The organism is Streptomyces sp. NPDC025793 (genome assembly GCF_055558375.1).
Map to the genome: position 1 here is coordinate 184108 of NZ_JBVHMR010000007.1, position 21995 is coordinate 206102.

Here is a 21995-nt window from a genome sequence, read left to right on the forward strand (position 1 = left end):
GCGGGCATCGACGACGCCGCGCTCCCGCGCGCCAGGCGGCGGAGCCTGAGGAGGCCCGCCAGCGCCCTATCGAGGAGGAACGACAGCGTGACCTACGTCATCGCAGAGCCTTGTGTCGATCTCAAGGACAAGGCGTGCATCGAGGAGTGCCCGGTCGACTGCATTTACGAGGGCCAGCGGTCCTTGTACATCCACCCGGACGAATGCGTCGACTGTGGCGCCTGTGAACCGGTCTGCCCGGTCGAGGCGATCTTCTACGAGGACGACGTGCCGGAGGAGTGGAAGGACTACTACAAGGCGAACGTCGAGTTCTTCGACGAGCTGGGCTCGCCCGGCGGTGCCAGCAAGCTGGGTCTGATCGAGCGTGACCACCCGTTCGTCGCCGCGCTGCCGCCGCGGGCCGGCGAAGAGTAATCCCGCGAGCGTCCCGCGCTTCGCATCGCCTCGGTCCCGTACGGCCCCGATCACGCCGCACGGGACCGAGGCGTTTGCCGCACCGTACGAAAGTGAGCCTGATTCCCGTGTCCGCAGTCTCCGACCGGCTCCCCACCTTTCCCTGGGACAAGCTGGAGCCGTACAAGAAGACGGCAGCCGCGCACCCCGGCGGGATCGTCGACCTCTCCGTGGGCACCCCGGTCGACCCGGTGCCCGAGCTGATCCAGAAGGCCCTGATCGACGCGGCCGACTCCCCGGGCTACCCGACCGTGTGGGGTACCCCGGCGCTGCGCGACGCGATCACCGGCTGGCTGGAGCGCCGCCTCGGCGCCCGCGACGTCACCCACCGCCACGTCCTGCCGGTGGTCGGCTCCAAGGAGCTGGTGGCCTGGCTGCCGACCCAGCTCGGCCTCGGCCCGGGCGACACGGTGGCCTACCCGCGCCTCGCCTACCCGACCTACGAGGTGGGCGCCCGCCTGGCCCGCGCCGCGTACGAGGTCTACGACGACCCGCGCGACCTGGACCCGGCGGACCTGAAACTCCTCTGGCTGAACTCCCCGTCGAACCCGACCGGCAAGGTGCTCGCCAAGGAGGACCTGACGAGCATCGTCGCCTGGGCCCGCGCGCACGGCGTCCTGGTCGTCTCCGACGAGTGCTACCTGGAGCTGGGCTGGGAGGCCGACCCGGTCTCGGTCCTGCACCCGGACGTCAACGGCGGCTCGTACGACGGCATCCTGGCCGTGCACTCGCTCTCCAAGCGCTCCAACCTGGCGGGCTACCGCGCGGCCTTCGTCGCCGGTGACCCGGCCGTCCTCGGCCCGCTGCTGGAGATCCGCAAGCACGGCGGCATGATGACCTCGGCGCCGACCCAGGCGGCCGTCGTGGCCGCCCTCGGCGACGACGCGCACGTGCACGAGCAGCGCGAGCGCTACGCCGCCCGCCGCGCGGCCCTGCGCACGGCCCTGCTCGGCCACGGCTTCCGCATCGAGCACAGCGAGGCCAGCCTCTACCTGTGGGCCACGCGGGGCGAGTCCTGCTGGGACACGGTCGCCCACCTGGCGGGCCTGGGCATCCTGGTGGCCCCGGGCGACTTCTACGGCGAGGCGGGCGAGCACTTCGTCCGCGTGGCCCTGACGGCGACCGACGAGCGGATCCGCGCGGCGGTGGAGCGCCTGTAGCCGCGTGCCGTACACGCACGACGAAGGGGTGGGGGGGGGGCCCGCCCCCCCCCCCCGGGGTGGGATGCGCCCGCGCCCCCCCCCCCCCCCCACATTACACCCCCGGGGGTTAAACCGTATCCCCCCCCCCCCCGCCCCCCCCGGGGCCCCGCCGCGGGTCGCCGGGGGGGGGTGGCGCGCTTGTCGCGGCGTGCCGACCACGCACTACTATGGGGGCGGGGGCGCCCGCCCCCCGCACCCCTTCGTCGTGTGGGGGTCAGCTCAGCGGCAGACCCTGAACCGGCAGGTTGGACGCCGGCAGGGTGCCGCCCTTCGTCGCGCCGGACGCGGCGTCCCCGAGGACGTTCCCGGCCGTCCCGGCCGCGCTGCCCGCGGCCTGCTGGGCCACCGGGGCCGCCTTCTTCAGACCGCCGCCGGCGGCCTGGCCCGCGGCCGGAACCGCCGTGCCGACCACCCGGCCGCCCGCGTTGCCGGCGAGCGTGGTGGCGTTCTGTGCGGCACCGTCGGCGGTGTTGGCGAGCTGCGACGCGTCCACGGCGGACATGCCACTCAGGTTCGGGGCCACCGTGGGCTGGCTGGGGGCCGCGCTGGCGGAGCCGGCCGCACCGACCCCGGCTGCCGCTCCCGCTGCGACGAGCAGCGCGGTACGGGCGATCCGGCGGGTCAGAGGGAGGGACATGATGCTCCATTCGACGGGAGAGAACGGTGTTGGTCCGGGCTCGGGTCCGGGCTCGGACGCCGTGACTACCGCTCGAAGCCCGCGAAGGTTGCGGACGCCTCGGGTAACGAATGGATAACGCATCGCATAATCAGGTGTGGATAAAAACGGGCAAAGGGCGTCGCCCTGAAAACGGCGCAGAATCCTTACACCCTTTGATTTCCAAGGGTTCTCGCGTCCGGTGGGGAATCGGGCCGCCCGGCGCGGTGAACCGCGGCACGAGCAACCCTCAGGAGTGACCCCCCGTACTACTGTCCGGTCACGATCCGGACGACCCCCGTGGACTGCTCCGCCCCGCCGGCCCCGTCCGACGCGACCGGTTTCCACTGGCTGTCGCTGCTCCCGGCGGCCCACTCGCGCCCGGCGTACGACACCCGCTGGATGTGCAGCGCCGAGGAGTTCGCCACCGCCCACTGGGCGAGCTGCCAGCCCCGCTGCCGCTCCCCGTACCCGCCCGCGTCGGTCCGCTGACCCTCGGACACCGGAACGGTCACCGTCCGCCCCTGCGCGGTCGCGGTCACGCTCGGCGAGGGAGACGGCGAGGGCACCGGGACGCCGCCCACCTCCGCACCGGTCTCCTGGAGCGCGTCGCGCCCGAAGTCCCGTACCAGCGCGCTGCGTACGGCGTCCGGACCGGTCGCCGAGACCCCGGACCGCGGGCGGCCGTCACAGGTCAGCGTGGCCGACGCGGTCCCGGTCAGGGACGCCGCCAGCAGCGTGGCGTCCGGCTCGTGCTTGGCGTACGCCTCCGGGTAGCCGCTGCGCTGCACCCGCTGTGCCGCCACCGTCAGGGGCAGGCCGGTGTAGTCCGGCACCTTCGCCAGGTGTGCGTAGAAGATGCCCGCCGCGTACGCCGGGTCCATGATCTGCTCCTCGGTGCCCCAGCCCTGCGAGGGCCGCTGCTGGAACAGGCCGAGCGAATCCCGGTCGCCGTGCTGGATGTTGCGCAGCCCCGACTCCTGGATGGCCGTGGCCAGCGCGATCGCCACGGCCCGCTCGGGCATGTGGCGGCCGGTGCCGACGGCCGCGATCGTCGCCGCGTTCTGCGCCTGCTCCGGCGAGAACTCGTACGACGTCCCGTCGGCGTCGGCCGACACCACCTTGCAGCCGTGCGCCCCGCCGCCTCCGGTGACGTACTGCACCACGAGGTAGGCGGCGACGCCGCAGAGGACCAACAGGGCCGCGGAGAAACGGAAAAGACGGCCGCGACGCTTGATACGAGTGGGGGACGGCTCTGACACGCGTACAAGGTACTGGAGCCCCGTCCGGTCCCCACGGGGGGTCCGGGCAGTGCCGTCGACCAGGCCGGAGCAGCGCGGGGAACCCGGCGGTCGCGGGTGACGCGTTAGGGTCGCGGACATGGCCGACACCTCGCTTGACCTCACGCTCGACGCCGCCGCGCTCACCGCGCAACTCGTGGACCTCCGCTCCGAGAGCGGCACCGAGAAGCCGCTCGCGGACGCGATCGAGACCGCCCTGCGCGCCCTGCCGCACCTCACGGTCGACCGCCACGGCAACAACGTGATCGCCCGGACGAACCTGGGCCGCGCCGAGCGCGTCATCCTGGCCGGCCACATCGACACCGTCCCGATCGCGGACAACGTCCCCTCGCGCCTGGACGAGGACGGCGTGCTGTGGGGCTGCGGCACCTGCGACATGAAGTCCGGCGTCGCGGTGCAGCTGCGCATCGCGGCCACGGTCCCCGCCCCCAACCGCGACCTGACCTTCGTCTTCTACGACAACGAGGAGGTCGCCGCCGACCTCAACGGCCTCAGGCACGTCGCCGAGGCCCACCCGGAGTGGCTGGAGGGCGACTTCGCCGTTCTGCTGGAGCCCTCCGACGGCCAGGTCGAGGGCGGCTGCCAGGGCACGCTGCGGGTGCTGCTGAAGACCGAGGGCGAGCGGGCCCATTCGGCGCGCTCCTGGATGGGCTCCAACGCCATCCACGCGGCCGCCCCCATCCTCGCCCGCCTCGCCTCCTACGAGCCCCGGTGGCCGGTCATCGACGGCCTGGAGTACCGCGAGGGCCTCAACGCGGTCGGCATCAGCGGCGGGGTCGCGGGCAACGTCATCCCCGACGCGTGCGTGGTGACGGTCAACTTCCGCTACGCCCCCGACCGCACCGAGGAGGAGGCAATCGCGCACGTCCGCGAGGTCTTCGCCGACTGCGGGGTCACGGAGTTCGTGATCGACGACCACAGCGGCGGCGCGCTGCCCGGCCTGTCCCACCCGGCCGCGGCGGCCTTCATCGAGGCGGTGGGCGGCACCCCGCAGCCGAAGTACGGCTGGACCGACGTGTCCCGCTTCTCCGCGCTCGGCGTCCCCGCCGTGAACTACGGCCCGGGCAACCCGCACTTGGCGCACAGGCGTGACGAGCGGGTGGAGACGGCCAAGATCCTCGCGGGCGAGGAGCGCCTGCGGAACTGGCTGACGGCGTAGGAACCGCCGGTGCCGGACCGGACATGCGCACGTCCCCCCTCCGTAACCCGAAGCGATCTAGTCTGAGATCGAACTACCCGCAAGTGGAGGGAGCGCACATGCCTACCGGCAACCCTGAGGGAAAGAAGATCCCGCCGGACGAGCAGCGCCTGGGCCCGGTCCTCCGACGTCGCGGGCAGGTGATCCCGAGCACCACCGACCAGCGGCTGCTGGACGAGCGCGCCCCCACGGACTGGGTCCACACCGACCCCTGGCGGGTCCTGCGGATCCAGTCGGAGTTCATCGAGGGCTTCGGCACACTCGCCGAACTCCCGCCCGCGATCAGCGTGTTCGGCTCGGCGCGCACCCCGGTGGACTCGCCGGAGTACGACGCGGGCGTCCGGCTCGGCCGGGGCCTGGTGGAGGCGGGTTGGGCGGTGATCACGGGCGGCGGCCCGGGCGCCATGGAGGCGGCCAACAAGGGCGCCTGCGAGGCCGGCGGCACCTCCGTCGGCCTCGGCATCGAGCTGCCCTTCGAGCAGGGCCTGAACCCCTACGTCGACATCGGTCTGAACTTCCGCTACTTCTTCGTCCGCAAGATGATGTTCGTGAAGTACGCGCAGGGCTTCGTGGTCCTGCCCGGCGGTCTCGGCACCCTGGACGAACTCTTCGAGGCCCTGACCCTCGTCCAGACCCAGAAGGTCACCCGCTTCCCGATCGTCCTCTTCGGCAGCGAGTACTGGGGCGGCCTCGTCTCCTGGCTCCGGAACACCCTGGTCGCCCAGGGCAAGGCCGCGGAGAAGGACCTCCTCCTCTTCCACGTCACGGACGAGGTGTCGGAGGCGGTGGCCCTGGTCTCCAAGGAGGCGGCCCGCTAGGGCCTGTCGTCGGGCGGGCCGGTCAGGCCAGGCCGCGGCGGGCCACCGCGGGAGGGCGGTGGCCCGCGATGGAGGCGACCATGTCCAGCACCTGACGGGTCTCGGCGACCTCGTGGACCCGGTACACCTGCGCCCCGAGCCACGCCGACACCGCCGTCGTCGCCAGCGTGCCGATCAGCCGTTCCTTCACCGGGCGGTCCAGGGACTCGCCCACGAAGTCCTTGTTGGACAGCGAGACCAGGACCGGCCAGCCCGTCGCGACCATCTCGGGCAGCCGCCGCGTCGCCTCCAGGCTGTGCCGGGTGTTCTTGCCGAAGTCGTGCCCCGGGTCGATCAGCACCGACTCCCGCGGCACACCCAGCGACACCGCCCGCTCCGCCAGAGCGACCGTCACGTCCAGGATGTCGGCCATGACGTCGTCGTACGTCACCCGGTGCGGGCGCGTACGGGGCTCGACGCCACCCGCGTGCGTGCACACCAGGCCCGCCCCGTACCGCGCCGCGACCTCCGCCAGGGCGGGGTCGACCCCGCCCCACGCGTCGTTCAGCAGATCCGCGCCCGCCGCGCACACCGCCTCGCCGACCGAGGCCCGCCAGGTGTCCACGCTGATGATCACGTCGGGGAAGCGCCGCCGGACCTCCGCCACGAAGCCGACCGTGCGCCGCGCCTCCTCCTCGGCCGTGACCTCCTCGCCCGGCCCGGCCTTCACCCCGCCGACGTCGACGATCGCGGCACCCTCGGCCACCGCCTGCTCCACGCGCGCGAGGGCGGGCTCGTCACGGAACGTGGCCCCCTGGTCGTAGAAGGAGTCGGGGGTCCGGTTCACGATCGCCATGATCACCGGCTCGTGCGCCCCGAATTCCCGCTTGCCCAGCCTGAGCATTCGCTGTGACCTCTCCCAGAACGTCCCGCAGTACGGCCGCCTGCGACCCTAACTGTCGGACTCGCATGGCACGATCGGACCCTGACAGTTTCTGTGTCCGGCAGAGAGCGTGGGGCCCTGGCGATGGTGATGTTCTTGTTCCTGGTCGTCGCGCTGGCCGTCGTGGTCGCCGCGGTGACACTCGCCGTGGTGGGCGGCGGCGAGAGCGCCCCGCTGCCCGAGGTGGCGCCGGAGCGGCTCCAGGACCCGCTGCCCCCGGACCGCCCGGTGGACCGTGCCGACGTGGAGAGCCTGCGCTTCCCGCTCGCCCCGCGCGGCTACCGCATGGCGGACGTCGACGACGCCCTCGGCCGCCTCGGCGCCGAGCTGGCCGAGCGCGACGCCCGCATCGCCGACCTGGAGTCGGCGCTCGCCGGCGCCAGAGCCGCCGCGGCACACGTCCACCTGGAGAAGCCCGAACACCCGCAGGAGGGGCGATGAGCGACGGAACCGCCCTCGCCGGACCCGACGGCGCCCTGCGCTGCCCCTGGGCCCTGTCCACCGAGGACTACGTGTCGTACCACGACGAGGAGTGGGGCCGCCCGGTCCACGGCGACGACGCCCTCTTCGAGCGGCTCAGCCTGGAGGCCTTCCAGTCGGGCCTGTCCTGGATCACGATCCTGCGCCGCCGCCCGGGCTTCCGGACGGCCTTCGCGGGCTTCCGCATCGAGAAGGTCGCCGCCTTCACGGACGACGACCGCGAGCGGCTGCTGGCGGACGAGGGCATCATCCGCAACCGCGCCAAGATCGACGCCACGCTCGCCAACGCGCGCGTGCTCGCCGACTGGGCGCAGGGGGAGCTGGACGAGCTGATCTGGTCCCACGCCCCGGACCCGGCCGGCCGCCCCGCCCCGAAGACCCTCGCCGACGTTCCGGCCGTCACCCCGCAGTCCACGGCCCTGTCCAAGGCCCTGAAGAAGCGCGGACTGAAGTTCGTCGGCCCGACGACGGCGTACGCGCTCATGCAGGCGTGCGGGCTGGTCGACGACCACTTGGAGGCCTGCGTGAGCCGCACCGGTCCGCACGCCCGCTGACCGCTCACCGGCCCAGGTACGTGGGCTTCTCCTTCTTCACGAAGGCCTGCACGGCGATCGCGTGGTCCTCGGACTGCCCGGCCCTGGCCTGGAGCTCGTCCTCCTTCTCCAGCGTCTGCGCCAGCGAGTGCGACAGCCCGTAGGCCACCGCCTCCTTGAGCGCCGCGTACGCCACCGTCGGCCCCTCGGCCAGCGCCCGCGCCACCTTCTCGGCCTCCGCGCGCAGTTCGGCCGCCGGTGCGACCCGGTTGGCGATGCCCAGCTCCAGCGCGTCCTGCGCGCTGATGCTGCGCGGGAAGAGCAGCAGGTCGGTGGCGCGGCCCGGGCCGATCGCCCGGGGCAGGGTCCAGGAGACGCCGGAGTCGGCGGTCAGCGCGACGCCCGCGAAGGACGTGTTGAAGGCGGCCGTGTCGGCGACCACCCGGTAGTCCGCGGCGAGCGCGAAGCCGAGGCCGGCCCCGGCCGCGACGCCGTTCACCCCGGCGACCACCGGCTTCGGCGCCCCGGCGAGCGCCGCCACGATCGGGTTGTAGTGTTCCTTGACCGTGCTCATCGTCTGCCCGGCCCCCGTCTCGCGGTCGGACGCGAGCAGCCCGATGTGCTCCTTGAGGTCCTGGCCCACGCAGAACGCCCGCTCCCCGGCCGCGGTCAGCAGGATCGCTCGTACGGCCGTGTCCCCGGCCGCGGCTTCCGCCGCCTCCCGCAGGGCGACCTTGGTCGCGATGTTCAGCGCGTTCATCGCCTCGGGGCGGTTCAGCGTGATCGTCGCGAGTCCGTCGCTCACCTCGTAGAGCACGGTGTCTGCCATGGGACATCTTCCTCCGGGTCGCGGGTGACGTACCGCTCAGTACGTCGCGTACGAAGCACAGCATGGCGGAGATCACGGGCCAAGGGCCGGACCGGACGTGTGACCTGCGTCAAAGAAAAACGGAGCGGAGTCCGCCGGTGGGCGTCGGTGCGGTGGCGCAGTATCGCAGCCACATCCCCGAATTGAGTGGTTTTGCTCGCGCGCGTTGCCCAAGCGATGCCGACTGATGTTGGTCATCGGGTCCTGCCATGCGGGATAATGGCCGGGAAGCAATGTGTTCGATGCCGGTGTCGCGTGTCCGCTTCGGAACCGCGGGTGCCCTCCGAGGGCTCTCGGCAGACGATGAGCTGGTTTCAGGAAGGGGAACGAGCATGGCGGCCATGAAGCCGCGGACGGGCGATGGCCCGCTCGAGGTGACCAAGGAGGGGCGGGGCATCGTCATGCGCGTTCCGCTCGAAGGCGGCGGTCGGCTCGTCGTCGAGCTGACCCCTGACGAGGCCAAGGCGCTCGGTGAGGCCCTGGAGAAGGTCACCGTCTGAGGCGCCCGCGATCTTGTCCTTGCGCCTGCCCCGGCATCGTACGCAGTGCCGGGGCAGACGCATGCGCGGCCCCGTCGCCCGGCCCCGGCGGCCGGGTGCTCGCCGTGCTCACCTCTTGACGGCGCACAGCAGTCCGTCGCCGACCGGCAGCAGCGACGACATCAGCTCCTGGCTCTCGCGCACCGAGCGCAGCAGCTCGCGCAGGCGCAGCACCTCCGTCGGCTGCGGCCCGGAGTCGACCGTACGGCCGCCCGCGAATACCCCCTCGAAGACCACGAGACCGCCCGGCCGCAACAGGCGCAACGATTCAGCGAGATAGTCCGCGTACTCCTGGCGGTCGCCGTCGCAGAAGACGAGGTCGTAGCCCGCGTCCGCGAGCCGGGGCAGGACGTCCAGCGCGCTGCCCGGGATGAACCGCGCCCGGTTGCTGGCGAAACCGCAGGCGCGGAAGGCCTGCCGGGCGAACTGCTGGTGCTCGGGCTCCGGATCGACCGTCGTGAGCACCCCGTCCGGGCGCATGCCGTGCAGCAGATGGATTCCGGACACTCCGCAGCCCGTGCCGATCTCCGCGACGGCCTTGGCGTCCACGGAGGCGGCGAGCAGTCGCAGCGCGGCGCCCGTGGCCGGCGACACCGAGCGCAGCCCTGCCTCGCGGGCCCGGTCACGGGCCCAGAGCAGCGCTTCGTCCTCGGCGACGTAGGCGTCGGCGAACGCCCAGCTCGTCTGCCGGTTGCCGGTAATGGCCCTCTCCTGTCCCCGTGGTTGCCTGGGCGTGACTGTATCCGTTGGCGGCGGGAACCCGCAGATGGGACCGGACGTTTAAGGGGAAGAGACGGTGGCCGGATGCGCGACGGGGGGTATGAGGTGGATCAGGACACCGAGCAACTGCTGACGCAGCCGCACGAGCCGTGCCGGCAAGTATCAAATTCTCGTAAAACCGCTTATCCGGAGCTAACGGGCGAGGTGGCTATGGTAGGGGCTCCACTGGACACCACCAGAGCCGACAGGGGAGGTGCGGCTGCGCCCGGGGACCGGGGCGGAGTGCTGCGGCGCTTCCTCGGATCGGCGGGCAGGCCGAAATCCGTGACCGACACCGCTGCTGACCACCACGCCGGTTTCGCCGCAGGCGAGACCCAGACCGCGACCTTCTCCACCGACGCGGACGGGCAGGCGTGGACTCCGCCCACGTGGGAGGAGATCGTCAGCACGCACAGCGCCCGGGTCTACCGCCTGGCCTACCGCCTGACGGGCAACCAGCACGACGCCGAGGACCTCACCCAGGAGGTCTTCGTCCGTGTCTTCCGCTCCCTGTCGACGTACTCGCCGGGCACCTTCGAGGGCTGGCTGCACCGCATCACCACCAACCTCTTCCTGGACATGGTCCGGCGCAAGCAGCGCATCCGCTTCGACGCCCTCGGCGAGGACGCGGCCGAGCGCCTGGCCAGCCGCGAGCCCACCCCGCAGCAGCTCTTCAACGACGCGCACTTCGACGCCGACGTCCAGCAGGCCCTCGACACCCTGGCGCCGGAGTTCCGCGCCGCCGTCGTCCTGTGCGACATCGAAGGACTGTCGTACGAGGAGATCGCCGCGACCCTCGGCGTGAAGCTCGGCACGGTCCGCTCCCGTATCCACCGCGGCCGCTCCCAGCTCCGCAAGGCCCTCGCGCACCGCTCCCCGGAGGCCCGTGCGGCCGAGCGGCGCTCCTTCGTGGCCCGTGTCCCCGCTCTGGGAGGAGGGGGCGCGACCGCGTGAGTGGATCCCGGCCGAAACCTGTGGAGAAGGCGCACCGGAAGGCGCATCTCGCCGAACAGCATCTGGGAGACCGACTCTCCGCCCTGGTGGACGGAGAGCTCGGTCACGAGTCGCGTGAGCGGGTCCTCGCGCACCTGGCCACGTGTGCCCGGTGCAAGGCGGAGGCGGACGCCCAGCGCCGGCTGAAGAACGTGTTCGCGGAGGCGGCCCCGCCCCCGCCCTCGGCGAGCTTCCTGGCCCGCCTCCAGGGCCTGCCCGGCGGCGACGGCGCGTCCCCGCCCGGCGGCGGTCTCTTCGGAGGCGACCCCCGGGAGGAGAGCGCCGCAAGAGCCGACGAATCCGGCCCGTCCGGCCTGACCGCCGTACCGGGCGGTGTCCTCGGCGGCTCCGGCATCTTCGGATCCCGGCGCGGTGAGCGGTTCGCCCTCGGCTACGTCCCCCTCCGGCCCGGCACCTCCGTGCCCGCCCCCTCGCGGCCCGCCGTCCCCGCGGACCACGAGCGCGGCTTCCGTATCCATCCGGTCGGCCGCCCGGACGACGGACGCGGCGCCTCGCGCGGTCTGCGGTTCGCGGTCGCCGCCGCCGGGGCGGTGTCCCTGGCCGCGGTCGCCCTCGGCAGCGTCACCACGGCCCTGCCCTCCGACACGACGGCGGACGCGCGCGGCGGCAGCGGCAGCGTCGTCCCGGCCCGCTCGGCCGGCTCGGGCGCGGCCACGCCCGACGGCCAGCGCCGCCGCGCGACCGGCCCGGCGGCCGTCCAGGGCAGCACGCTGCTCGGACAGACCTCGGTGGCGCCGACCTCGATGTCCGCACCGCTGGTGCCCGGAGTGCCGGCCCTCGGCACCGGACAGGCCCAGACCAGCGCGCTTCGCGGTCTGACGGCGCCGGTGATGGCCGGCGTGGCCGCCCTCTCCCCGCTGATACGTCCGCTCGACGACACCGTGGCCTATCCGCTCGCCGCGTGGTCCGCGGTCCCCGGAGCGACCGGCTTCGGCCTGCTGTCCGCCCCCGTCCCCGCCCCCGCGTCCCCCACGGCATCCGCCTCCCCCTCCGCACCGCCGCAGACCCCCTGACCGGCCACTGCGCCCCGGCCCCGCGAACCTGGTTGAATCCTGTGAGGGCCGTTCCCGCGGCGATGACCCGGGGGCGCAGTCGACGTTCCGTGTCCGCCGCCGAAGCGTGCGGCCGCGGCCAGCTGTGGGGAGAGCATGAACGAGGGGAACCGTGTCCCGCCGGGGGAGGAGCCGACGTCGGCCGACCGGCCGGCCGAGCACCGCCGGGAGACCACACCGGGCGACTCGGGGCGGACCTCCGTTCCGACGGATTCCGGGTCGGCCGACGGCGACTTCGAACTGGCCGAGCCGGGCGGGGCCGGGGAGGGCGGGGCCGGGGACGGCACCGCCCGGGCGGCCGGCGCACCGGCCGAGACCGTCCCCGGAGGAACCGCCTGGGCGGCCCCCACCGAGCGTCCCAGGCCCCTGCACGACCCGGACCCCTACGGCACCCCGCCGTACGGCGAGCCGGGCCCCTGGGCCCCCGCACCGCCCGTCCAGCACCCGGCGGCCCAGCAGACGCCCGCACCGACGGCACCGGGGGCACACACGCCGAGCGCAGCAACGCCCCTGCCGGGCGCCCCCGCGCCGGGCGTTCCGGCCTCACCCCCCGAAGCCCCGGCCCAGGTACCCGCCCCTGTCACCCCCGTCGCCCCCGCACTCGGTGCTCCCGCGCCCGCACCCGGTGGGCGGGGCGGGGTCGATGACGATCCCTGGGGGCGGTACGACCCCTGGGCGCCCGGGTCTCCGCAGGAGCAGGCGGTTCGGCGCGGGGTGCTTCAGTACGCCGCGGCCGGGCGGGGGAGGCGGCTGATGGTGGGGTGGACGGTGGTCGTCGCCCTGGTCGCCGCCGGTGTCGGAGGGATCGTCGGCGCGTACGCGGAGCGGCAGGGGCTCGACGGCGAGGTGAGCCTGCCGCAGGCCGGGCGGGTGCCCGCCGGACGTGCGCCGGACAGTGTGGCCGGGATAGCCGCCCGCGCCCTGCCCAGCGTCGTCACCCTGCATGTCAGCGGGACCGACCAGACCGACACCGGCACCGGCTTCGTGCTCGACACCCAGGGGCACATCCTCACCAACAACCACGTCGTCGCCCCCGCCGGATCGAGCGGCGCGATATCCGTGACGTTCAGCAGCGGTGAAAGCGTCCAGGCCAAGGTGGTCGGCCGGGACAGCGGCTACGACCTCGCCGTCGTCCAGGTGCACGGCGTGCACGGACTCACCCCGCTGCCCCTCGGCGACTCCGACGGTGTCCGGGTCGGCGACCCCGTCGTCGCCATCGGCGCCCCCTTCGACCTGGCCAACACCGTCACCTCCGGGATCATCAGCGCCAAGGAGCGGCCCATCACGGCCGGCGGCGAGAAGGGCGACGGGAGCGATGTGTCGTACGTCGACGCGCTGCAGACCGACGCGCCCATCAATCCGGGCAACTCCGGCGGCCCGCTCCTCGACTCGCAGGCCCGGGTGATCGGCATCAACTCCGCCATCCGGTCCGCCGACAGCGGCTCGGACTCGGACGGCGCCCAGGCCGGCTCCATAGGCCTCGGCTTCGCCATCCCGGTGAACCAGGCCAAGCGCGTCGCCGAGGAACTGATCAACGACGGCCGGGCGACCCACCCGGTGCTGGGGGTCACGCTCGACATGGCGTACACCGGCGACGGCGCCCGCATCGACAGCAAGAGCGCGAGCGGCGGTCCCGCCGTCATCCCGGGAGGCCCTGGCGACCGGGCCGGTCTGAAGGCGGGCGACGTCGTCGGCGAGGTCGACGGTCAGCCCGTGCACTCGGCCCGGGAGCTCATCGTCAGGATCCGCGCGCACCGGCCCGGTGACCGGCTACGGCTGACGGTCCGGCGCGGCGGCACCGACCGGGAGGTCCCGCTGGTCCTGGGCGCGGCGGAGCAGAACTGACACAAGTCTCACCTCGGGACGGTACCGGTCGGACGGGAACGCCGGGTACCGTTGACCGACCGAGGACATCAATAGGAGCGTCAGGTGTTCAATGACATAGGACCACTCGAGCTGCTCACGATCGTCGTGATCGCCGTGCTCGTCTTCGGTCCGGACAAGCTCCCGAAGGTCATCCAGGACGTGATGCGCACGATCCGGAAGATCCGCGAGTTCTCGGAGAGCGCGAAGCAGGACATCCGTAACGAACTGGGTCCCGAGTTCAAGGACTTCGAGTTCGAGGACCTCAACCCCAAGACGTTCATCCGCAAGCAGCTGGACAACGACGAACTGGGGCTGAAGGAGATCCGCAACGGCTTCGACCTGAAGAAGGAGATGGCCGAGGTCACGGACGCCGTCAACAGCCGGGACACCGAGACCTCGTCGTCCGCCTCGTCGTCTTCGTCCCCGACATCGTCCTCGCCGTCCTCGGACTCCGGGTCCGGCGGGCGAGTCGACATGACCAAGAAGCCCGAGGAGCCCGGCAACGACGACCGGCCGCCCTTCGACGCGGACGCCACCTGACCGTCGCCGACACGCGCGCGGGCGTGCGCCGCGCACGTGACGCGTTTCATAACACACCCCCGGCGTACGCGTCCTGAACAGGCCGTTCGTGCGACCCACGCACCGACTGCCTGCCTTGCCGCACTCGTTCGTGTGGATATGCTGCCGAGTTGTTGTGCGGACCGGAGGAGTACGCCCGAAGGGGGGCGGGCCGCCCCGGTCCGACGAGAGCGAGGAGGCGTCCGGGCAGATGGAGACGACGAGTCGGGTGGGCGTACAGGCGCCGGCCGCGGAGGGCGGACAGCAGTCCTCCTCCGCCCGGCGTACGGTCGACGGTTATCTTCAGGCGTCTTTCCCGTGGTACGGCCTTGACGAGGCGTTCACCGGGCCGCGCTGGCTGATGCAGGTCGCCACGGCGGCGGACGGCTCCGTCGAGCACGGATCGACAGGGCACGGCGACGAGCCCTCCGTGCGCGGCGAGACGGGCTCCGCCGGTGAGCCGCGGGAGAAGTTCGCGGTGGTGGTCACGGTCGCCGCGCAGCCGTCGCGGCGCAGCGCGGACGGTACGGGGCTGCTGGAGGCCACCTCGGTGTCCTCGGCGGCGTGGCTGGCCGGGGTGGGGCTGCTGTCGTTCACCTGGCCCGGACAGATGGACCACAGCCTGCGGGACGACTGGCTGGAGCAGCAGACCGAGACCGCGTGGGCGCTGGCCGACGATCTCGACGGACCGGAGTGGTCCACGCTGTCCCTCCCGGTGGACGGGGTTGCGGCCTCTTTCTACTACCGGGAGTCCGAGTTCGGCTGGGTGCTCGCCGGTACGACCGGGGCGGGGGTGCACCTGGGCGCGTACGGCCGGGGCATGAGCGCGTACGGACTCGGGTTCGCCGTGGTGAAGGACGTCGCCGCCTACGCGTGACCACGCGCGGGGACCGCATGTCAAAAGGGCGCCGATGGTCTTCGGCGCCCTTTTCCCGTACGGCTGTACGTCGTGCCCGTACGGCTAGAACTTGTTCTTCGGGGTGAGCCCCAGCGACAGGCCGGACAGGCCACGCTGCCGGCCGCCCAGCTTTCCGGCGATCGCCCGCAGGGCGGTGCCCGCCGGGGAGTCCGGGTCGGTGAGGACCACCGGCTTGCCCTCGTCGCCGCCCTCGCGCAGGCGGACGTCGATCGGGATCGAGCCGAGGACCGGGACCGTCGCACCCGTGGTGCGGGTCAGGCCGTCGGCGACGCGCTGGCCGCCGCCCGTGCCGAAGACGTCGACCATCTCGCCGCAGTGCGGGCAGGGCAGGCCGGACATGTTCTCGACCACGCCGACGATCTTCTGGTGGGTCTGTACGGCGATGGAGCCGGCGCGCTCGGCGACCTCGGCCGCCGCCTGCTGCGGGGTCGTGACGACCAGGATCTCGGCGTTCGGGACCAGCTGGGCGACCGAGATCGCGATGTCGCCGGTGCCCGGCGGGAGGTCCAGGAGCAGGACGTCGAGGTCGCCCCAGTACACGTCCGCCAGGAACTGCTGGAGGGCGCGGTGCAGCATCGGGCCGCGCCAGACGACCGGGGCGTTGCCCGGCGTGAACATGCCGATGGAGATGACCTTCACGCCGTTCGCCGACGGCGGCATGATCATGTTCTCGACCTGGGTGGGACGGCCGTCCGCGCCCAGCATGCGCGGCACGCTGTGGCCGTAGATGTCGGCGTCGACCACGCCCACCTTGAGGCCGTCGGCCGCCATGGCCGCCGCCAGGTTGACCGTCACGGAGGACTTGCCGACGCCCCCCTTGCCGGAGGCGACCGCGTAGACGCGGGTGAGGTTGCCCGGCTTGGCGAAGGGGACCTCGCGCTCGGCCTGGCCGCCGCGCAGGGCGCTCGCCAGCTCCTTGCGCTGCTCGTCGCTCATCACGTCCAGCGTGACGTCGACGCGGGTGACCCCCTCGACCCGGGAGACCGCCTCGGTGACGCGCTGGGTGATGGTGTCCCGCATGGGGCAGCCGGAGACCGTCAGATAGACGGTGACCGCGACCGCTCCGTCCGCACCGATCTCCACCGATTTGACCATCCCCAGTTCGGTGATGGGGCGGTTGATCTCGGGGTCGTTCACCGTCGCCAGTGCCTCGCGCACAGCGTCTTCCGTAGCCATAAGGACGATGGTACGGCGCGGCGTGGGGCCTTCGGGATGCCCCTCAGCGGTCGTCTGTGTCACGTCCCGGCGACCGTTCTGACCGTTCCGCCGGGAATACGACACGGTCGCTGCGGCCCTGGCGCTCCTCCAGCTCCTTCAGCAGGTCCTGGAGTTCCGAGCGCATCCAGTCGCGGGTCGCCACCTCGCCGAGGCCCAGGCGCAGGGTGGCGATCTCCCGCGTCAGGTACTCGGTGTCGGCGATCGACCGCTCGTTCTGCTTGCGGTCCTGCTCCAGGTTGACCCGGTCGCGGTCGTCCTGCCGGTTCTGCGCGAGCAGGATCAGCGGGGCCGCGTAGGAGGCCTGGAGGGACAGGGCCAGGGTCAGGAAGATGAACGGGTACTGGTCGAAGCGCAGGGCCATGGGCACGGTGACGTTCCACAGCACCCACAGGATGATGACGACCGTCATCCAGACGATGAAACGGCCCGTGCCCAGGAACCGGGCGATCTTCTCCGACATCACGCCGAAGGCCTCGGCGTCCCACTCGGGCAGGTACCGGCGCCGGGGCGGGCGCGGCTGGTCCAGGCGGGGCGTGCGGTGCCGGGTGGCCGCCGTCGCGCCCACCGGGGTGCGCTCGCGGGTGCCGCTCTCGCGCTCAGGAGTCATGCGTGGCCGCCCCCTCTCCCTCGTATCCGTCGTCCAGGTGGAACTCGTGCTCCCGCCAGTCCTCGGGCAGCATGTGGTCCAGTACGTCGTCCACGGTCACCGCGCCGAGCAGCCGCCCGGCCTCGTCCACCACGGGCGCGGCGACCATGTCGTAGGTGGCGAAGAACCCGGCGACGGCGGGCAGCGCCGCGTCCGGGTCGAGCGGTTGCAGATCGGTGTCGACGATCGAGCTGACCAGCGTGTAGGGCGGGTCGCGCAGCAGTCGCTGGAAGTGGACCGTGCCCAGGTACTTGCCGGTCGGGGTCTCGTCGGGCGGGCGGCAGACGTAGACCTGGGCGGCGAGGGCGGGGGAGAGGTCGGGGTTGCGGACCCGGGCGAGGGCGTCGGCGACGGTGGCGTCCGGGCGCAGCACGATCGGTTCGGTGGTCATCAGACCGCCGGCCGTGTGCTCCTCGTACGACATCAGGCGCCGCATCTCGGCCGCGTCGGCGGGCTCCATCAGGTTCAGCAGCCGTTCCTTGTCCGCCTCGGGCAGCTCGGAGAGCAGGTCGGCCGCGTCGTCGGGGTCCATGGCCTCCAGCACGTCCGCCGCCCGCTCCTCCTTCAGCTTGCCGAGGATCTCGATCTGGTCGTCCTCCGGGAGCTCTTCGAGGACGTCGGCCAGCCGGTCGTCGTCGAGCGCGGCGGCGACCTCGGCGCGGCGCTTGGCGGACAGGTGGTGCAGGACGTTGGCGAGGTCGGCGGGGCGCAACTGCTCGAAGGTGGCGAGCAGGCTCTCGGCGCCCTGCCCGTGCTCCTCCAGCGAGAAGCCGGTGACGGCCGACCACTCGACGGTCAGCGTCTCGCCCTTGGCCCGCCGGAAGGCGCCGCCCTTCCTGCCCTTGCGGACGAAGACCCGGTCGATCTCCCAGTCGCGGCGGGCGGGCAGCTGCTGCACGGACACGTCGAGGACCGTGGCCTCCTCGCCGGTCTCGGTGAGCGTCACGCGCCGGTCCAGCAGCTCACCGAAGACCAGCCGTTCGGTGGGCCGCTGCTCGAAGCGCCGGACGTTCATCACGCCGGTGGTGATGACCTGGCCGGACTCGATGCCGGTCACCCGGGTCATGGGCAGGAAGATCCGGCGCCGGGTGGACAGCTCGACCACCAGCCCCAGCACGCGCGGGGGCCGTCTGCCGACGCGCATCATGACGACGAGGTCGCGGACGCGGCCCACGACATCGCCGTTGGGGTCGAAGGCGGGGACCCCGGCGAGGTGCGAGACGAAGATCCGGGGGGCGCCGGCTGCCATGGCTGTGCTTCCTCTGCTGACGTGGCCTGGGAATCTCCCTTAAGAGGGTGTTCCGCTTTCTTTACGAAGTGGTCGGTGAATTGCTCGTATTTGCCCGCTCGGGTGCGCTTCAGGCTAGCCCGTGGCGGTCGGACACGCCCTGGTGGGGGGTCCGGACGGACTGACTCCGCCGGGCGGCCGGGGCACCGGTACGCTGCCGTACGCCGCTCAGGACCCGACAGAAAGGCAGCTCCACCGGTGACTGCGATTCCCCAGGGCCGAACCCGCCGGACCGCGCGGGCGACCGCGATCTGCGCACTGGCGGTGACAGGGGTGGCGGTGCTGGGCGGCTGCGGCGGCGACGATCCGGACGCGGGCACCAACGGCGTGGGCAAGCTGCCCGCCGAGCAGATCCAGACGAGGACCCGCGCGGCGGCGGACGGGGCGGCTGCGGTACGGCTGGCCGGCACGGTGGTCACCAGCGGCCGTACGTACCAGCTGGACATGCGCCTGAAAGAGGACGGCGGCACCGGGTCGGTGACCGCGCAGGGGGCGACCTTCCAGCTGCTGCGGGTCGGTCAGCAGCTCTATCTGAAGGCCGACTCGGACTTCTGGAGCCACGCGGGCGGCAGCGGCAACGGCGGCAGCGACGGCGGCGGTGACGGCACGGCCGGCAAGCTGAACGGCAAGTACGTGAAGGTGCCGCAGGGGGACCCCGCGTACAAGAAGTTCAGCGGGTTCACGGACAAGTCCGTCCTGCTCGACGGGCTGCTGACGCTGCACGGCAGCCTGGCGACCGACGGCCACCACGACCAGTCGGGCACCCCCACCATCCGCATCACCGCCGACCAGGGCTCCGGCGGCACCCTCGACGTCTCCCTCCAGGGCACCCCCTACCCTCTCCGCCTGGTCCGCGCCGGCGGTGCGGGCACGCTCAGCTTCTCGGACTGGGGCAAGGACTTCACGGTCACGGAACCGGACCAGGGGGACACGGTGGACTACGGCAGGCAGTTGCCGACGTCGTAGCGGCTGCCCGGCGCCGGATCCGGCACTACTTCCGCCGTCGCCTGCCGAGCAGCTTCGGCAGCCCTGCCGGAATCGGCTCCCTGGTGGTCGCCGGAGTGGGCACCGGACGCTCCGCCAGGCTGTCGTCGGGCAACGGCACCACGGACCCGGCCGGAGTCAGGCGCAGCACCCGGCACTCGCGGGCCCAGCGCCCCGGCATCGCCTCGCCGTCCGGCGCGTTCAGGCGCTTGCCCTTCAGCTCGGCGACGGCAGCCTCCCACTCCTCGGAGCCGGCCGTCGCTTCGGTCACGGTCACCGGGCACGTGACGAGCCGGCCGCCCTTGTCCTTGCCCCGCACGGTCACCTCGGCGAAGCCGCCGTCGACCAGCGCCGGCAGCGGCTGCTCCCCGGGCCCGTCGCCGACCACGTACACCGCGCCCTGGTGCCACACGTGCCACAGCGCACGCGCGGCCGGGGCGCCGGTGCCCCTGACCCAGACCAGGCCGGACTTCTTCGCGGCTTCCTCGATGAGGGCCTGGTCGAGAAGGGCCTGGTCGAGGGGGGCCGGGCCGGGCAGATCGCTCGTCATGCGCCCAGCCTATCGAGCGGCGCTCACAGCCAGCCGTTGCGCTTCAGCACCCGGTGGATGCCCACGCACATGCCGATGGTGAGGCTCAGGACCAGCGGGTAGCCGTACTTCCAGTGCAGCTCCGGCATGTTGTCGAAGTTCATGCCGTACACGCCCGTCACCATCGTCGGTACGGCGATGATCGCGGCCCAGGCGGTGATCTTGCGCATGTCCTCGTTCTGTGCGACGGAGGCCTGCGCCAGGTTGGCCTGGAGGATGGAGTTGAGCAGCTCGTCGAAGCCGATGACCTGCTCCTGGACCCGGGCGAGGTGGTCGGCGACGTCCCGGAAGTACTTCTGGATGTCCGGGTCGACCAGCCGCATCGGCCGCTCGCTCAGCAGCTGCATGGGCCGCAGCAGCGGCGCGACCGCCCGCTTGAACTCCAGCACCTCGCGCTTGAGTTGGTAGATCCGCGCCGAGTCCACACCGCGCGAGACCTTGCCGCCCGGGCCCGGCGAGAAGACCTCGGTCTCCACCTCGTCGATGTCGTCCTGCACGGCGTCGGCGACCGCGATGTAGCCGTCGACGACGTGGTCGGCGATGGCGTGCAGCACCGCCGAGGGGCCCTTGGCCAGCAGCTCCGGGTCGTCCTGGAGGCGGTGGCGCAGCGCCCGCAGCGAGCCCTTGCCGCCGTGCCGGACGGTGATGAAGAAGCTCCGGCCGGTGAAGCACATCACCTCACCGGTCTCCACGACCTCGCTGCTGTCGGTGAGCCGGTCGTGCTCGACGTAGTGGATGGTCTTGAAGACGGTGAAGAGCGAGTCGTCGTAGCGCTCCAGCTTCGGGCGCTGATGGGCCTGCACCGCGTCCTCGACGGCCAGCGGGTGCAGCCCGAACTCGCCCGCGATACCGGCGAATTCGGCCTCGGTCGGCTCGTGCAGCCCGATCCACACGAAGCCGCCGTCGCGGCGCACCTGGCGCATCGCCTCGTGCGGGCTCAGCGGCTTGCCGCTCTCGACCCGGCGGCCGTCGCGGTAGACGGCGCAGTCCACGACGGCCGAGGAGGTGCCGGGGTCGCGGGTGGTGTCGTACGGGGCGGTGTCCCCGCGCAGCGAGGAACGGGACGACGAGCGGACCACGGCGCGCAGGTCGCGGATCATCGACATGGGCGGGCTCCTTCGCGGGCAGGCAGCGAGAGCGCGTGACGACGGGTGGAACCACCCGGAATGAGGACGGTCCTGGCTACGGGATGTTCGGCACGTCCACAAAGCGGGGAGCACCGCACCGTCGCGGTGGCGACTTCGCTGCTGATGCGGAACTGACGTTGATCAGACGGATCAGGCGAGGCGAAACGAAGTGCTCTTCCGAAGGGCAACGCGCGCGGGAAGGCGGCAGCGGCCAGCCAGAGACCAGATCAGCGGGCGGAAGAGCGAGTGGTACTACCAGGTCGACTTCGATCCATGACAGCCCCACCTCCTCCGGCCGGTCCCTCGTGAGGGAGTCTCTTCGTGGGCTCAGGTTAGCAGCCGCCCGAACTGTCAAGGCGCCGCTTTGCCCGTCACTGACGAGTTCTATGCTCGCCGCATGGTCGATGTTCTTCCTCTGGTCGAGGCACGGTTGAGCACCGCGCTGGGCGAACCGGACGCGCGCGCCGCCGTCACCTTCCTCGGCACGGACCGCGTCGAGGTGCTCCGGTTCCGGGAGGGGGACCTCCTGCGGTACGCCACCCTCGGCATGTCCCGGCACCCCATGACCGACCCGACGGCGGCGGTCGCGGACCCGGTCAAGGGGCCTCGCGCCGAGCTGGTCCTCTCGGTCCGCGCGGGCCGGGCGGACACCGACAAGGTGCTGCGCCCGCTCGCCGTGCTGGCCGCGTCCCCGCAGGTGGAGGGTCTGATCGTGACGCCCGGCGCCTCCCTGGACACCGGCGAGCCACTGTGGCCCGGCGCCCCCTTCACCTCGGTGCTGGTGGGCGAGCCGGGCGGGCTGGTCGAGGATCTGGAGCTGGACGACCCGATGGATCCCGTACGGTTCCTGCCGCTGCTGCCGATGACCCCGAACGAGGCCGCCTGGAAGCGGGTGCACGGCGCCCAGGCCCTCCAGGAACGCTGGCTCGCCCAGGGGACGGACCTGAGGGACCCGGCCCGCACGTCCGTCCCGCTGGACTGAACCCGGCGTGACCGAACTCACCAA

The 21995-nt window shown here is 72.4% G+C and carries 24 protein-coding genes; 14 read left to right on the top strand and 10 right to left on the bottom strand.

From position 1 onward, the window contains the following. Nucleotides 1-87: 87 nt before the first annotated feature. Nucleotides 88-414 carry a ferredoxin gene (gene fdxA / locus ACZ4MF_RS16675; RefSeq protein ID WP_356026564.1) on the top strand — a complete coding sequence of 109 codons (327 nt, stop codon included), beginning with the start codon at nt 88-90 and terminating at the stop codon, nt 412-414. A gap of 107 nt (nt 415-521) precedes the next feature. Then, complete coding sequence (locus ACZ4MF_RS16680; protein ID WP_467492724.1) at nt 522-1613, top strand: bifunctional succinyldiaminopimelate transaminase/glutamate-prephenate aminotransferase; 1092 nt, start codon at nt 522-524, stop codon at nt 1611-1613. Between the two features lie 256 nt (nt 1614-1869). Here the strand turns inward: ACZ4MF_RS16680 and ACZ4MF_RS16685 are convergent, their stop codons facing one another. Both ACZ4MF_RS16685 and ACZ4MF_RS16690 read right to left on the bottom strand, forming a co-directional pair. Continuing rightward, the gene (locus ACZ4MF_RS16685; RefSeq protein WP_467492725.1) at nt 1870-2292 is read right to left on the bottom strand and encodes an ATP-binding protein; all 423 of its coding nucleotides are present in this window, start codon (nt 2290-2292) and stop codon (nt 1870-1872) included. 287 nt (nt 2293-2579) lie between these two features. Continuing rightward, nucleotides 2580-3572, bottom strand: coding sequence for a VldE C-terminal domain-containing protein (locus ACZ4MF_RS16690; protein WP_467492726.1), 993 nt, complete (start codon nt 3570-3572; stop codon nt 2580-2582). Between the two features lie 118 nt (nt 3573-3690). On the opposite strand from ACZ4MF_RS16690, the gene dapE reads away from it, so the two are divergent. After that, nucleotides 3691-4770, top strand: coding sequence for a succinyl-diaminopimelate desuccinylase (dapE, locus tag ACZ4MF_RS16695; RefSeq protein ID WP_467492727.1), 1080 nt, complete (start codon nt 3691-3693; stop codon nt 4768-4770). Nucleotides 4771-4868: 98 nt separating this feature from the next. Beyond that, nucleotides 4869-5627: an LOG family protein gene (locus ACZ4MF_RS16700; protein ID WP_356029111.1), complete on the top strand. Its 759-nt coding sequence runs from the start codon at nt 4869-4871 to the stop codon at nt 5625-5627. A 22-nt stretch (nt 5628-5649) separates the two neighbouring features. Here the strand turns inward: ACZ4MF_RS16700 and folP are convergent, their stop codons facing one another. Further along, complete coding sequence (gene folP / locus ACZ4MF_RS16705; protein WP_467492728.1) at nt 5650-6510, bottom strand: dihydropteroate synthase; 861 nt, start codon at nt 6508-6510, stop codon at nt 5650-5652. 123 nt (nt 6511-6633) lie between these two features. On the opposite strand from folP, the gene ACZ4MF_RS16710 reads away from it, so the two are divergent. Then, complete coding sequence (locus tag ACZ4MF_RS16710) at nt 6634-6990, top strand: DivIVA domain-containing protein (protein ID WP_467492729.1); 357 nt, start codon at nt 6634-6636, stop codon at nt 6988-6990. After that, the gene (locus ACZ4MF_RS16715; protein ID WP_467492730.1) at nt 6987-7583 is read left to right on the top strand and encodes a DNA-3-methyladenine glycosylase I; all 597 of its coding nucleotides are present in this window, start codon (nt 6987-6989) and stop codon (nt 7581-7583) included. The genes ACZ4MF_RS16710 and ACZ4MF_RS16715 overlap by 4 nt, the downstream gene beginning before the upstream one ends. 4 nt (nt 7584-7587) lie before the next feature. Here ACZ4MF_RS16715 and chcB read toward each other — a convergent pair whose 3' ends face one another. Then, complete coding sequence (gene chcB / locus ACZ4MF_RS16720) at nt 7588-8391, bottom strand: 2-cyclohexenylcarbonyl CoA isomerase (protein ID WP_467492731.1); 804 nt, start codon at nt 8389-8391, stop codon at nt 7588-7590. 371 nt (nt 8392-8762) lie between these two features. Between chcB and ACZ4MF_RS16725 the strand changes: the two genes are divergently transcribed. Further along, nucleotides 8763-8930 carry a DUF3117 domain-containing protein gene (locus tag ACZ4MF_RS16725; RefSeq protein WP_003985072.1) on the top strand — a complete coding sequence of 56 codons (168 nt, stop codon included), beginning with the start codon at nt 8763-8765 and terminating at the stop codon, nt 8928-8930. A 108-nt stretch (nt 8931-9038) separates the two neighbouring features. On the opposite strand, the gene ACZ4MF_RS16730 is transcribed toward ACZ4MF_RS16725, so the two are convergent. Further along, nucleotides 9039-9737 carry an O-methyltransferase gene (locus ACZ4MF_RS16730; protein ID WP_467492831.1) on the bottom strand — a complete coding sequence of 233 codons (699 nt, stop codon included), beginning with the start codon at nt 9735-9737 and terminating at the stop codon, nt 9039-9041. Between the two features lie 234 nt (nt 9738-9971). Here ACZ4MF_RS16730 and sigE point away from each other — a divergent pair, with 234 nt between their 5' ends. The 5 genes from sigE (at nt 9972) to ACZ4MF_RS16755 (ending at nt 15095) form a co-directional block, all read left to right on the top strand. After that, nucleotides 9972-10682, top strand: a complete 711-nt coding sequence (gene sigE / locus ACZ4MF_RS16735) for an RNA polymerase sigma factor SigE (protein ID WP_356029101.1) — start codon at nt 9972-9974, stop codon at nt 10680-10682. Next, complete coding sequence (locus tag ACZ4MF_RS16740) at nt 10679-11755, top strand: zf-HC2 domain-containing protein (protein WP_467492732.1); 1077 nt, start codon at nt 10679-10681, stop codon at nt 11753-11755. Before sigE ends, ACZ4MF_RS16740 begins: the two co-directional genes overlap by 4 nt. 135 nt (nt 11756-11890) lie before the next feature. Beyond that, the gene (locus ACZ4MF_RS16745) at nt 11891-13639 is read left to right on the top strand and encodes a S1C family serine protease (RefSeq protein WP_467492733.1); all 1749 of its coding nucleotides are present in this window, start codon (nt 11891-11893) and stop codon (nt 13637-13639) included. 84 nt (nt 13640-13723) lie between these two features. Next, nucleotides 13724-14200, top strand: coding sequence for a sec-independent translocase (locus tag ACZ4MF_RS16750; RefSeq protein WP_467492734.1), 477 nt, complete (start codon nt 13724-13726; stop codon nt 14198-14200). A gap of 229 nt (nt 14201-14429) precedes the next feature. Continuing rightward, nucleotides 14430-15095, top strand: coding sequence for a hypothetical protein (locus tag ACZ4MF_RS16755; protein ID WP_467492735.1), 666 nt, complete (start codon nt 14430-14432; stop codon nt 15093-15095). An 84-nt stretch (nt 15096-15179) separates the two neighbouring features. Here ACZ4MF_RS16755 and ACZ4MF_RS16760 read toward each other — a convergent pair whose 3' ends face one another. Genes ACZ4MF_RS16760 through ACZ4MF_RS16770 form a run of 3 tightly spaced genes read right to left on the bottom strand, consistent with a single transcriptional unit; the run spans nt 15180 to nt 18250 of the window. Next, nucleotides 15180-16313, bottom strand: coding sequence for an Mrp/NBP35 family ATP-binding protein (locus ACZ4MF_RS16760; protein WP_467492736.1), 1134 nt, complete (start codon nt 16311-16313; stop codon nt 15180-15182). Between the two features lie 43 nt (nt 16314-16356). After that, nucleotides 16357-16962: a DUF1003 domain-containing protein gene (locus ACZ4MF_RS16765; protein ID WP_467492737.1), complete on the bottom strand. Its 606-nt coding sequence runs from the start codon at nt 16960-16962 to the stop codon at nt 16357-16359. After that, the gene (locus ACZ4MF_RS16770) at nt 16952-18250 is read right to left on the bottom strand and encodes a magnesium transporter MgtE N-terminal domain-containing protein (protein ID WP_467492738.1); all 1299 of its coding nucleotides are present in this window, start codon (nt 18248-18250) and stop codon (nt 16952-16954) included. The genes ACZ4MF_RS16765 and ACZ4MF_RS16770 overlap by 11 nt, the downstream gene beginning before the upstream one ends. Before the next feature lie 237 nt (nt 18251-18487). On the opposite strand from ACZ4MF_RS16770, the gene ACZ4MF_RS16775 reads away from it, so the two are divergent. Further along, entirely contained in the window at nt 18488-19255 is a 768-nt protein-coding gene (locus ACZ4MF_RS16775; RefSeq protein ID WP_467492739.1) for a hypothetical protein, read from the top strand. A gap of 25 nt (nt 19256-19280) precedes the next feature. Here ACZ4MF_RS16775 and ACZ4MF_RS16780 read toward each other — a convergent pair whose 3' ends face one another. After that, a complete protein-coding gene (locus tag ACZ4MF_RS16780; RefSeq protein ID WP_467492740.1) occupies nt 19281-19823 on the bottom strand; it encodes a hypothetical protein in 543 nt (180 codons plus the stop codon). A 23-nt stretch (nt 19824-19846) separates the two neighbouring features. Next, the gene (locus tag ACZ4MF_RS16785; protein WP_356029081.1) at nt 19847-20968 is read right to left on the bottom strand and encodes a magnesium and cobalt transport protein CorA; all 1122 of its coding nucleotides are present in this window, start codon (nt 20966-20968) and stop codon (nt 19847-19849) included. Nucleotides 20969-21386: 418 nt separating this feature from the next. On the opposite strand from ACZ4MF_RS16785, the gene ACZ4MF_RS16790 reads away from it, so the two are divergent. Next, nucleotides 21387-21971, top strand: a complete 585-nt coding sequence (locus ACZ4MF_RS16790; protein WP_467492741.1) for a suppressor of fused domain protein — start codon at nt 21387-21389, stop codon at nt 21969-21971. Nucleotides 21972-21995: the final 24 nt, after the last annotated feature.